Source organism: Limnohabitans simekii (SeqCode) (assembly GCF_965234735.1).
Classification (GTDB): domain Bacteria; phylum Pseudomonadota; class Gammaproteobacteria; order Burkholderiales; family Burkholderiaceae_C; genus Limnohabitans; species Limnohabitans simekii.
Window position 1 is genome coordinate 145,031 of the sequence record NZ_OZ248542.1, and the last position, 11,349, is coordinate 156,379.

Here is an 11,349-nt window from a genome sequence, read left to right on the forward strand (position 1 = left end):
CATGCAACTTGCCAGCGCCCGTTTGCCAGAGCAGTTGCGCAAAGGCCTGCGCAGCCTCTACACCTTGTATGGTGATGAACCCCTGCTGCAACAAGAAGCGGCCGACATGATTCGCCAAGAGGCACGAACCCAAGGGTATTCAGAGCGCCATGTGTTCACCGTGGCTGGGGCGCATTTCGATTGGGGCGAGGTGCAAGCCGCTGGGGCCTCCATGAGTTTGTTTGCCGACAAACTGTTATTGGATGTGCGCATCCCATCGGGCAAGCCCGGCAAAGAAGGCAGCGTGGCTTTGCAACGCATGGCGGAGATGGCCCCTGAAAACGATGGTGTGCTGACCCTGGTGTTGTTGCCGCGCTTGGACAAGACCAGCAAAGCCAGTGCCTGGTTCATGGCGCTTGATGCGCACGGCATCACAGTGCAACTCGATCCGATCGAGCGCAATGCCTTGCCCGCTTGGATTGCACAACGCCTGAGCCAACAACAACAGCGTGTGCGCGAAGGCGAAGAGGGGCAGCGCAGTTTGCAGTTTTTCGCCGATCGGGTGGAGGGCAACTTGCTGGCTGCGCACCAAGAAATTCAAAAGCTCGGCCTGCTCTACCCCGAAGGCGAACTGAGCTTTGAAGACATTGAACGCGCGGTGCTCAACGTCGCCCGCTATGACGTGTTCAAACTCACCGAGTCGGTGTTGGCGGGGCAGCATCTGCGGGTGCAGCGCATGCTTGATGGCTTGCAAGCCGAGGGCGTGTCCGAGGTGTTGGTGCACTACACCTTGGCCGAAGACATCCGCGCTTTGAAGCGTGTGAAAGACGCCGTGTCTGCGGGCCGACCACTGCCGCAGGTGCTGCGCGAGCAACGCGTGTGGGGTCAGAAGGAACGTTTGTTCGAGCGTGTGTTGCCGCAACTCAGTGCAGCAACCTTAGAGCGCTTGTTGCAAAGTGCGCACCAAGTGGATGGGATTGTGAAAGGCATGAAGCTGCCCACTTGGCCCACCGACAGCTGGCAGGCCTTGTTGCGCTTGGCGCTGATGCTGTGCAAGGCTTGCAGCCCGCGCTGACACCGAAGCCCTTCAAGCCCTGGACGGCTTGAACCGACGGCTGGCAAGGCGCAGCAGCTTCTCTGCCAAAATCAAACCATGAACGCGCACAACATCCCCGAACTGGTGCAGGCCTTGGGCCAGCACGCCAAAACCGCCTCCGCCGCCATGGCCAAAGCCAGCGCCGCGCACAAGAGTGCGGCCTTGCGCCATCTGGCCACGCTCTTGCGCAGTGAAACCACCGCGCTGGTGGCGGCCAACCAAGAAGACCTGAGCCGCGCCAAAACCAATGGCTTGGACGGGCCCATGTTGGACCGCTTGAAACTCAGCGCTTCGATTTTGGAAACCTGCGCGGTGGGCTGCGAACAACTCGCAGTCATGCCCGACATCATCGGCAGCATCAGCGGCATGACCCAGCAACCAAGCGGCATTCGCGTCGGGCAAATGCGCGTGCCCATTGGTGTCTTCGGCATGATTTACGAGAGCCGCCCCAACGTCACCATCGAGGCTGCGTCACTCGCCATCAAGAGCGGCAACGCTTGCATCTTGCGCGGTGGCTCGGAAGCCTTGGCCTCGAACACAGCACTCGCAAAGTTGGTGCAACAGGCTTTGCAAGCGGCGGGTTTACCGGCTGAAGCCGTGCAACTTGTGCCCACCACCGACCGCGCTGCCGTGGGTGAACTCATCGCCATGCCTGCCTATGTGGACGTCATCATTCCGCGTGGCGGCAAGGGCTTGATTGAGCGCATCAGCAAAGACGCCAAGGTGCCTGTCATCAAACATTTGGATGGCAACTGCCACACCTATGTGGACGACCCTTGTGATTTGGACATGGCACTGACCGTGGTGGACAACGCCAAAACCCAAAAGTACAGCCCTTGCAACGCGACAGAAAGTTTGTTGGTGGCGCGTGGTGTGGCGGCGGCGTTTTTGCCGCGCATCGGCCAGGTGTTGGCCGACAAAGGCGTGGAGATGCGCTGCTGCCCCGAGAGCAAAGCCTTGTTGCAAGGCGTCAAAGGCGCGGTGTTGAAAGACGCCACCGAGCAAGATTGGTTCGAGGAATATTTGGCCCCCATCATCAGCATCAAGGTGGTGAGCGGCGTGGACGAAGCCATTGACCACATCAACCACTACAGCAGCCACCACACCGACGCCATCCTGACGCTCAACCATGTGCACGGCCAACGCTTTGTGCGCGAGGTGGATTCGGCCAGCGTGATGATCAATGCCAGCACCCGGTTTGCCGATGGCTTCGAGTATGGCTTGGGTGCCGAAATTGGCATCTCCACCGACAAGTTTCACGCTCGTGGGCCGGTGGGCATTGAGGGCCTCACCTCGTTGAAGTTTGTGGTGCTGGGGGCTGGGGAAGTCAGGGGTTGATGTGGAGACTTAAAGTCCCTCGTCTTTATTTTCGGTCTTGCTTTTTTCTTTGGCTTCAAAGTAAGACGCAGCCAAGGACATGGCGCACATCAAGACGCCAAAAAAGATCACGATCCAATGCGCTTCAGTCATCACGAGGCTCCTTGGCAAAATCAATGTCCATTGACGTCAAAAGTATAAGAGACAGACCAATCACCATCAATACAACCAAGCTCACCCAATTCCTGTTTCCCAAAATCAAAAAAGCCACACAAGCGTTGCCCGTCATCATCGAGCCAGCAGCACGAAGCCCTGCTTTGAAGTAGGGTTTGGAGAAAGAAAAGTCCATGGATGCAAGCTTAAAGAGAACTTGTGAACTCTTCTTGAAGGTGCAGTTCCTGAATTTGTAAGCGTCCCGCCATCTCGTCGCTTGAAGCTGTCAGAATCACCCCCACATCAAAAAAACACTCTGACGAAGCTACCCCATGGTTCCACACCTCATCACCGCGCTGACTGGCCCGATCAACGAGCTTGAGCAGCGCATCCTCGACTCCATGCCTGCCATCGAACGTTGGTTTCGCATGGAATGGATGGAGCACACGCCGCCTTTTTACAGCTCGGTCGACATCCGCAATGCGGGTTTCAAACTCGCCCCTGTGGACACCAACCTCTACCCCGGCGGCTGGAACAACCTCACGCCTGAAATGCTGCCGCTGGCGGTGCAAGCGGCCATGGCGGCCATCGAGAAAATTTGCCCCGAAGCACGCAACCTGTTGCTGATCCCCGAAAACCACACGCGCAACACGTTTTACCTGAGCAATGTCGCGCAGCTGGCCCGCATCTTCAACATGGCTGGTTTGAATGTGCGCATCGGCTCGATCAACCCCGAGATCAAAGAAGACACCACCATCGAATTGCCCAACGGTGACTCGGTGACCTTGGAGCCGGTGATTCGCAGCAAAACCCGCCTGGGTTTGAAAAATTTCGATCCGTGCACCATCTTGCTCAACAACGATTTGAGCGCAGGCATTCCGGGCATCTTGGAAGACCTGCACGAGCAATACCTGTTGCCGCCGCTGCACGCCGGTTGGTGTGTGCGTCGCAAGAGCCAGCATTTCGCCAGCTATGAAGAGGTGAGCAAGCGCTTTGGCAAATTGCTGGGCATCGACCCTTGGTTGATCAACCCGATGTTCACGCACTGTGGCGAAGTGAATTTCGCCGAAGGCACTGGCATGGATTGCCTGACCACCAACGTGGACATGCTGCTGACCAAAATCCGCCGCAAGTACAAAGAGTTTGGCATCCACGACAAACCTTTCGTCATTGTCAAAGCTGACAACGGCACCTATGGCATGGGCATCATGACGGTGCGTGATGTCAAAGATTTGGATGTGCTCAACCGCAAAACCCGCAACAAAATGAGCGTGGTCAAAGACGGGCAAGAGGTCAACCAGGTCATCATCCAAGAAGGTGTGCTCACCAACGAGCGGATCAATGATGCGGTGGCCGAACCGGTGGTCTACATGATGGACCGCTATGTGGTGGGCGGTTTTTACAGGGTGCACGCCGAGCGCGGCGTGGACGAAAACCTGAATGCGCCAGGCTCGAGCTTCGTGCCCTTGGCCTTTGAGCAAAGTGCCCACACCCCCCAGCCCGGCATGAAACCAGGTGCCAGTGCGCCCAACCGCTTTTACATGTATGGCGTGATCGCCCGATTGGCCATGCTGGCCGCCAGCTATGAGCTGGAAGCGACCGATCCCAACGCCGAGGTCTACGAGTAAACCCCCGTCTGTTGCACTGCAAAAGGTAAACTCCTGTTTTCCACGAATGGGGTGAAGCGACGCTTACGCGCTTGAATCCGTTATGAGCACAGCAACTGAAAATAAGCACGTCTCGTCCTTGGCCGGACTCACGCTCGGGGCCATCGGCGTGGTTTATGGGGATATCGGCACCAGTGTGCTGTATGCCATCAAAGAGGTGTTTGGCTCGGGCCATGTGGAATTCACACCAGACAACGTGATGGGGATTTTGTCCATTTTCTTTTGGACACTGACCTTCATCATTTCTATCAAGTACGTGACATTGGTCCTGCGGGCAGATAACAACGGCGAGGGCGGCTTGGTGGCCATGCTGGCCCTGGCCTCATCTTCAGTCAGGGACAAGCCGCGGTTGCGCAATGTCTTGTTGGTGGTTGGGATCTTCGGCACTTGTTTGTTTTATGGTGATGGTGTCATCACTCCGGCCATCTCTGTCTTGTCCGCGGTCGAAGGCTTGGAAGTGGTGTCGCCCAATTTCAAGAAGGCGGTGATTCCGCTGACCTTGTTCATCTTGCTTTGTTTGTTTGCAGTGCAAAAGCGTGGCACAGCGGGCATTGGCAAATTTTTTGGCCCGATCACCTTGGTCTGGTTTCTGACGATTGCGGTGCTGGGGGTCTATCACATCGCCAGCAACCCAGCCATTTTGTGGGCCATCAGTCCGCATTACGCTTTGCGGTTCATCTGGGAGCAACCCGGCACCACGTTTTTGATTTTGGGCGCGGTGGTCTTGTGCGTCACCGGTGGTGAAGCCCTGTATGCCGACATGGGGCACTTTGGCAAAAGACCGATCCGCTTGGCCTGGTTCAGTGTGGTCATGCCCTGCTTGACCTTGAATTATTTTGGCCAAGGCGCCTTGCTGTTGACAGAGCCTGAGGCTGTCAAAAACCCGTTCTACAACATGGCCCCAGACTGGGCGCTGATCCCCTTGGTGATATTGGCCACCGCCGCCACCGTCATTGCGTCCCAAGCGCTGATCACCGGCGCGTTCAGCGTGACCAAACAAGTCATTCAACTGGGCTTTTTGCCACGACTGCAAATTCACCACACCAGCGAAAGAGACACCGGTCAGATTTACATGCCTTTTGTCAACTGGGGCTTGTTTGTTGTCATCGTGCTGGCCGTGGTCATGTTCAAGACCTCCAGCAACCTGGCAGCGGCTTACGGCATTGCCGTGTGCACCGACATGTTGATCACCACGATCTTGACCTTTTTTGTACTCCGTTATGCATGGAAATACCCGATGTGGCTGTGCATCAGCACAACCAGCATCTTCTTCTTGGTGGACTTGGCATTTTGGAGCTCCAACTTGCTGAAAATTGCCGACGGCGGCTGGTTTCCGCTGTTCATTGGCGGCATGATCTTGATCTTGATGTTGACTTGGCGTGATGGACGCCAATTGCTTCACCACAAAACCCGTGACGAAGCCATGGACTTGCGTTCCTTCTTGGATGCCTTGTTCATTGGCCCACCTACACGGGTAGAAGGCACGGCGGTCTTTTTGACAACAGAAAACGACATCGTGCCCAATGCCATGTTGCACAACTTGAAGCACAACAAGGTCTTGCACGCGCAAAACCTGTTTGTCACGGTGCGCAGCCACGAAGTCCCTTGGATCGCCAAAGATGAACGTGTAGAACTGACCGATCTTGGCCATGATTGCTGGCAGGTGAAAATCCACTACGGCTTCAAAGACGATCCGGATGTGCCTTTCGCACTGAGCTTGTTGCGGGACAAACTGGGCAATATCAATGGCATGAGCACCAGTTATTTCTTGTCGCGCGACAGCATCGTGCCCACCGTGCACGGTGGCATGGCGCAGTGGCGAGAAAAACTGTTTGCCCAGATGTACCTGAACGCCAGCGCCGCTGCCGACTTTTTGAATCTGCCCAGCAACTCGGTGGTGGAGATGGGCAGCAAAATTGAAATTTAAGTCCTGCCACCTGCCAAGGTGGTTGGGCTGTTAACCTCTCGGTTATGAAGCTTTTGTTTGTCGCCGATCCGCTGAGCACCTTCAACATCCAGAAGGACAGCACTTTCACCATGATGCGTGAGGCACAGGTTCGGGGACATGAGCTGTGGTGCTGTGACACAAAGGACTTGCATTGGCAAACTGGGCAGCCTGTCAGCGCCCAGATGCACAAAGTGCATTTGACCGGGGACCCCGCCGCTTGGTTCACCATTCAACAAACCTGCGTGCAGCCTTTGCACAGCATGGGCGCGGTGGTCATGCGCAAAGACCCACCGTTTGACAACGAGTATTTTTACGCCACCCATTTGCTCAGCCAAGCTGAAAAAGAAGGCGCTCAGGTGTTCAATCAACCGGCCGCATTGCGCGAACACCCCGAAAAACTCGCCCTCATGGAATTCGCCGAGTTCGCCAGCCCGACCTTGGTGACGCGCCAAGCCCAAGCCATTCGTGATTTTCACGCGCTGCACCAAGACATCATCTTGAAGCCTCTGGATGGCATGGGCGGCATGGGCATCTTCCGCGTCAAAGCCGATGGCTTGAATCTCGGGGGCATCATCGAAACCCTGAACCGCGACGGCGCCCAAACCGTCATGGTGCAAAAGTTCATTCCTGCCATTGCGCAAGGGGACAAGCGTGTCCTGGTGATTGGTGGCCAACCGGTGCCTTTTGCCTTGGCCCGTATTCCGCAAGGCAACGAGGTGCGCGGCAATTTGGCGGCCGGTGGCAAAGGTGTGGCACAAGCCCTCACCGAGCGTGACTGGCAGATTGCCAATGCCTTGGGTCCGCGGTTGGCTGCCCGAGGCTTGTTGTTGGTGGGCTTGGACATCATTGGCGACTGTTTGACCGAGGTGAATGTCACCAGCCCCACCTGTTTTCGTGAAATCACCGATCAAACCGGTTTTGATGTGCCTGCCATGTTCATGGATGCACTCACCCATCAAGTACACAGGCCTCAATGAGCATTGACGCCTTATGAAGCTGTTCATTGAACAAGCCTTGTTTGAGCCCTATGCCCATGCGGCACAGGCGCGATTGGCGGCCATTCGACCGTTTGAATATGCACAAACTCGCAACCACATCGACGGTGCGGTCAGCATGTTGTCACCCTACCTCACCCACGGCTTGTTGACCGTGCCCGATGTGGCCGACCATGTTTACAAGGTGCACCGCATGGGGGTGCAGCACAAGTTCGTTTTCGAGTTGGCGTGGCGTGAGTATTTCCAACATGTGCATGAGTTGGTGGGTGATCAAGTGCTTTCTAACTTCCATGAAGGCGTGCTGCCCGATGACGCCTACAGCCAGAAACTGCCCGACGACGTGCGCTGTGGCGCCACGGGTGTGCCCGCCATCGACCAAGCCATCCGCCAGCTGTATTTCAACGGCTATGTGCACAACCATGCACGCTTGTGGTTGGCCAGTTATTTGGTGCACCTGCGCAAGGTTCATTGGCGTGTTGGCGCCGAATGGATGTACAGCCATTTGTTGGATGGCGACATCGCCAGCAACCACCTGAGTTGGCAATGGGTAGCTGGCACGAGCAGCAGCAAGCCTTACTTGTTCAATGCCGCCAATGTGGCGCTTCATGCCCCAGAGCTTTGGCATAGTCAGAACACGGTGATTGACAAGCCGATGGACATCATCGAGATGATTGCCCAAAGCCAAGCGACCTTCACCCAAGCCATGCACCAGCATGCGCATGTAGACGAACCCGATGTGTTGCAAATGCCGCCGGCCGAAGCCGATTTGGTGGCCAGTGGCTTGGCTGCCGATAAATTGGCGGGCAAAGAGGTGTGGTGGATTCACCCGTGGTCGCTCACAAACCAAGCCCCCTCGGGTATGCCGCCTGATGCCATGCGGGTGGCTGCGTGTTGGCTCGAGTGGACGCAAGCGCGACCATGGAGCCGAGGCCGGTGGTCGTTTGTGGCCAAGGGCATGCACCAGGTGGCCTCGCACTGCTGGTTTGAGGATGCCGCACGACTGACCGAGGTGTTTGCCAAAGCCAAAGCGGTGCATGTGTGGGACCACATGGCTTTGCCCCATTGGCCTGGCGTGAATTGGGTGCGTCACCCAGCACCACGCTTGTGGCCGCGCCAAACCGAGCGCAGCCCCTCGTTTTCCCATTGGTGGACCAAGGTGACGCGCTACAAACAATCCATACCGCAGTTGCTGCGCAACCGATAAATCAGATCATTTCGCACGCCGTACTTTCGCAAGCAACGGCGATGCGCGAAGCGATCAAGCTGAGACTCAGGCGGCTTTCACTTTCAAGCGCCAAGCGTGCAGCAAGGGCTCGGTGTAGCCGCTGGGTTGTTCTTTGCCTTTGAACACCAAATCCAGCGCCGCTTGGTAGGCCTTGGATTGTTGGAAATGACCGGCCATGGGCTGGTACAGGCTGTCGCCAGCGTTTTGCTTGTCCACAATGGCGGCCATGCGTTCAAAGGTGGCCCGCACTTGGGCTTGGCTCACCACGCCATGGTGCAACCAATTGGCAATGTGTTGGCTGGAGATGCGCAGCGTGGCGCGGTCTTCCATCAGGCCGACATTGTGGATATCGGGTACTTTCGAGCAGCCCACGCCTTGGTCGATCCAGCGCACCACATAGCCGAGGATGCCTTGCACGTTGTTGTCGAGTTCTTGCTGTTTCTGCGCATCATTCCAACCAGCTGTGGCCGACACGGGGATGGTGAGCAAGTCTTTCAGCAACTTGGCGTGCTCTTTGTTGGCATCGATTTTTTCCAACCCTTTTTGAACATCGCTCACCAACACCTGGTGGTAGTGCAGCGCGTGCAAGGTGGCGCCTGTGGGGCTGGGCACCCAGGCGGTGTTGGCACCGGCTTTGGGATGGGCGATTTTTTGTTTCAGCATCTCGGCCATCAGGTCGGGCATGGCCCACATGCCTTTGCCGATTTGCGCTTTGCCGCGCAAACCGCAGGCCAATCCCACCAAGACATTGTTGCGCTCGTAGGCTTGGATCCAGGCACTGGATTTCATGTCGCCTTTGCGCAGCATCGGGCCAGCCAGCATGCTGCTGTGGATTTCGTCACCCGTGCGGTCCAAGAAACCCGTGTTGATGAAGGCCACACGACTCGAAGCTGCAGCAATGCAGGCTTTCAAATTCACGCTGGTGCGGCGTTCTTCGTCCATGATGCCCAGCTTGACTGTGCTGTCAGGCAATCCCAGCACGTGTTCGACGCGGCTGAACAACTCGGAGGCAAAAGCCACTTCAGCGGGCCCGTGCATTTTCGGTTTGACGATGTACACAGAACCAGTGCGCGAGTTGCGAATGTCGTTGGCACCATGGCCTTGCAAGTCATGCAAAGCGATGGCGGTGGTCACCATGGCATCCATGATGCCTTCTGGGATTTCCTGCCATTGTCCATCCGCCGCTTGGTAAAGGATGGCGGGGTTGGTCATCAGGTGGCCCACATTGCGCAAAAACAGCAGTGAGCGGCCATGCAGTCGAATGTCAGCGCCGCCGTGGGGAGCGCGGTAAATACGGTCAGGATTCAAACCGCGCTTGAAAGTGTTGCCGCCCTTGCTGACATCCTCGGTCAGCGTGCCTTTCAAGATGCCCAACCAGTTGCTGTAGGCCAGCAATTTGTCATCCGCATCCACTGCAGCCACCGAATCTTCCAGATCAAGGATGGTCGACAAAGCGGCCTCGACCACCAGGTCACAAATATGCGCAGGATCGGCAGCGCCAACGGGATGCTTGGCGTTGATTTGGATGTCCAAGTGCAGGCCGTTGTGGATCAACAAAACCGAAGAGGGGTGCGTCGCATCGCCTTGGTAACCCACGAGTTGTTTGGGGTTGGCCAAAAGTGTTGTTTGACCGCCTTTGAGGGCAACAACCAAAGCGCCTTTGACAATGCTGTAGCCGGTCGAATCGATGTGCGAACCTTTTTTCAAGGGCACCGTGCGGTCCAGCACATAACGGGCGTATTCAATGACTTTGGCACCACGTTTCTCGTTGTAGCCAGGCCCTTTGGCGCAGCCATCGGCTTCTGAAATGACATCGGTGCCGTACAAAGCGTCATACAAAGAACCCCAACGGGCGTTGGCGGCATTCAATGCATAGCGGGCGTTCAAGATCGGCACGACCAACTGGGGGCCTGCTTGGGTGGCGAGTTCGGCATCCACATGGGTCGTGGTGGCTTTCACCTTGGCGGGCACGGGGACCAGGTAGCCTGTTTTGATCAGGAAGGCTTGGTAAGCCGCCATGTTGGTGATCGGTCCGGGGTGCGCACGGTGCCACTGGTCAAGTTCGGTTTGTAAACGTTCGCGCTCGGCCAGCAGCGCATTGTTTTTCGGAGCCAGGTCTTGCACCAATTTGTCAAAGCCTTCCCAAAACGTGACGCTGGACACGCCCGTGCCGGGGAGTACCTGCTGCTCAATGAAGTCGTGAAGGTTTGCGGCGACTTGCAGTTGATGGATGGGGGTGCGAACTGTCATTCAGGGCTTTCAAAAAATCAGGTCAAAAAGGATGGGGGTTATCACCGATAATTTTCCATTTTAAGGAGTCCTGTGATGAAACAATTGAATGCAGTGGTCTGCGCCTTGGTCTTGTTGGCTTCTGGAACAGCTTTGGCAGAGTCTGAATTTGCCGTTTACGGAGGCGGTCAGTCATCCCCACACTCGCGAGTCACACCTGCGACAGGCGACTCCTTTTTGGCCACTTGGAAAGGCGAATCGATGTCTTTTCCTATCTATCTCGGGTTGCGCTACACCGAGTGGATGGATGATGAATGGGGTTGGGCGGTGAATTACAGCCACACCAAGGCCAAAGCCAATGCAACCACGCTTGCGACCAATGGCTACAGTCGTCTTGAATTCACGGATGGTGCCAACCCGGTCACCTTGGTCGCTTTGCGTCGCTTTGCCCCCATGAATGGTGGCATCAAGCCCTACCTTGGTGTGGGTGCTGGTATTTCTGTCCCCCATGTTGAGGTTCAGCGCACCGGTGGCGTCAGAACTTACGAATACCAATACGGCGGCCCCGTTTTAACCGGTTTGGCCGGTTTCAAATACCCGCTCAACGATCGCTGGGACCTGCTCACCGAGTTGCATGTGCATTACATGATGTTGGATGTCAAAGTGGATGGCGGCCGTTTGAAAACCAACTTGGTCACCAATGCCCTGAACCTCGGGGTCAGCTACCGCTTCTGAAAACG

General features: G+C 56.4%; 10 protein-coding genes. 7 read left to right on the forward strand and 3 right to left on the reverse strand.

The window, feature by feature from the left end:
* Window position 1: 1 nt before the first annotated feature.
* Both holA and AC8GFP_RS07195 read left to right on the forward strand, forming a co-directional pair.
* Window positions 2–1,054 carry a DNA polymerase III subunit delta gene (gene holA, locus AC8GFP_RS07190; protein WP_506611701.1) on the forward strand — a complete coding sequence of 351 codons (1,053 nt, stop codon included), beginning with the start codon at window positions 2–4 and terminating at the stop codon, window positions 1,052–1,054.
* Between the two features lie 78 nt (window positions 1,055–1,132).
* Entirely contained in the window at window positions 1,133–2,413 is a 1,281-nt protein-coding gene (locus tag AC8GFP_RS07195; protein ID WP_506611703.1) for a glutamate-5-semialdehyde dehydrogenase, read from the forward strand.
* Window positions 2,414–2,422: 9 nt separating this feature from the next.
* Here the strand turns inward: AC8GFP_RS07195 and AC8GFP_RS07200 are convergent, their stop codons facing one another.
* Both AC8GFP_RS07200 and AC8GFP_RS07205 read right to left on the reverse strand, forming a co-directional pair.
* Window positions 2,423–2,545, reverse strand: a complete 123-nt coding sequence (locus AC8GFP_RS07200) for a hypothetical protein (RefSeq protein ID WP_506611704.1) — start codon at window positions 2,543–2,545, stop codon at window positions 2,423–2,425.
* Window positions 2,538–2,741 carry a hypothetical protein gene (locus tag AC8GFP_RS07205; RefSeq protein WP_506611706.1) on the reverse strand — a complete coding sequence of 68 codons (204 nt, stop codon included), beginning with the start codon at window positions 2,739–2,741 and terminating at the stop codon, window positions 2,538–2,540. Before AC8GFP_RS07205 ends, AC8GFP_RS07200 begins: the two co-directional genes overlap by 8 nt.
* A gap of 136 nt (window positions 2,742–2,877) precedes the next feature.
* Between AC8GFP_RS07205 and gshA the strand changes: the two genes are divergently transcribed.
* From gshA to AC8GFP_RS07225, 4 genes are all read left to right on the forward strand, one after another.
* Window positions 2,878–4,173, forward strand: coding sequence for a glutamate--cysteine ligase (gshA, locus tag AC8GFP_RS07210; protein WP_506611709.1), 1,296 nt, complete (start codon window positions 2,878–2,880; stop codon window positions 4,171–4,173).
* 82 nt (window positions 4,174–4,255) lie between these two features.
* Complete coding sequence (locus AC8GFP_RS07215; RefSeq protein ID WP_506611711.1) at window positions 4,256–6,139, forward strand: potassium transporter Kup; 1,884 nt, start codon at window positions 4,256–4,258, stop codon at window positions 6,137–6,139.
* A 44-nt stretch (window positions 6,140–6,183) separates the two neighbouring features.
* Window positions 6,184–7,137: a glutathione synthase gene (gene gshB / locus AC8GFP_RS07220; protein WP_506611713.1), complete on the forward strand. Its 954-nt coding sequence runs from the start codon at window positions 6,184–6,186 to the stop codon at window positions 7,135–7,137.
* 13 nt (window positions 7,138–7,150) lie between these two features.
* On the forward strand, window positions 7,151–8,359 hold the full coding sequence (locus tag AC8GFP_RS07225) for an FAD-binding domain-containing protein (protein ID WP_506611715.1): 1,209 nt from the start codon (window positions 7,151–7,153) through the stop codon (window positions 8,357–8,359).
* 66 nt (window positions 8,360–8,425) lie between these two features.
* On the opposite strand, the gene AC8GFP_RS07230 is transcribed toward AC8GFP_RS07225, so the two are convergent.
* Window positions 8,426–10,630 carry a malate synthase G gene (locus AC8GFP_RS07230; RefSeq protein ID WP_506611717.1) on the reverse strand — a complete coding sequence of 735 codons (2,205 nt, stop codon included), beginning with the start codon at window positions 10,628–10,630 and terminating at the stop codon, window positions 8,426–8,428.
* Window positions 10,631–10,705: 75 nt separating this feature from the next.
* Here AC8GFP_RS07230 and AC8GFP_RS07235 point away from each other — a divergent pair, with 75 nt between their 5' ends.
* Entirely contained in the window at window positions 10,706–11,344 is a 639-nt protein-coding gene (locus AC8GFP_RS07235) for an outer membrane beta-barrel protein (protein WP_506611719.1), read from the forward strand.
* Window positions 11,345–11,349: the final 5 nt, after the last annotated feature.

Bases quoted from the DNA above. Each gene is read 5' to 3' on its own strand.
- holA (WP_506611701.1), top strand. From the start codon at position 2: ATGCAACTTGCCAGCGCCCGTTTGCCAGAGCAGTTGCGCAAAGGCCTG.
- AC8GFP_RS07195 (WP_506611703.1), top strand. From the start codon at position 1,133: ATGAACGCGCACAACATCCCCGAACTGGTGCAGGCCTTGGGCCAGCAC.
- AC8GFP_RS07200 (WP_506611704.1), bottom strand. From the start codon at position 2,545: ATGACTGAAGCGCATTGGATCGTGATCTTTTTTGGCGTCTTGATGTGC.
- AC8GFP_RS07205 (WP_506611706.1), bottom strand. From the start codon at position 2,741: ATGGACTTTTCTTTCTCCAAACCCTACTTCAAAGCAGGGCTTCGTGCT.
- gshA (WP_506611709.1), top strand. From the start codon at position 2,878: ATGGTTCCACACCTCATCACCGCGCTGACTGGCCCGATCAACGAGCTT.
- AC8GFP_RS07215 (WP_506611711.1), top strand. From the start codon at position 4,256: ATGAGCACAGCAACTGAAAATAAGCACGTCTCGTCCTTGGCCGGACTC.
- gshB (WP_506611713.1), top strand. From the start codon at position 6,184: ATGAAGCTTTTGTTTGTCGCCGATCCGCTGAGCACCTTCAACATCCAG.
- AC8GFP_RS07225 (WP_506611715.1), top strand. From the start codon at position 7,151: ATGAAGCTGTTCATTGAACAAGCCTTGTTTGAGCCCTATGCCCATGCG.
- AC8GFP_RS07230 (WP_506611717.1), bottom strand. From the start codon at position 10,630: ATGACAGTTCGCACCCCCATCCATCAACTGCAAGTCGCCGCAAACCTT.
- AC8GFP_RS07235 (WP_506611719.1), top strand. From the start codon at position 10,706: ATGAAACAATTGAATGCAGTGGTCTGCGCCTTGGTCTTGTTGGCTTCT.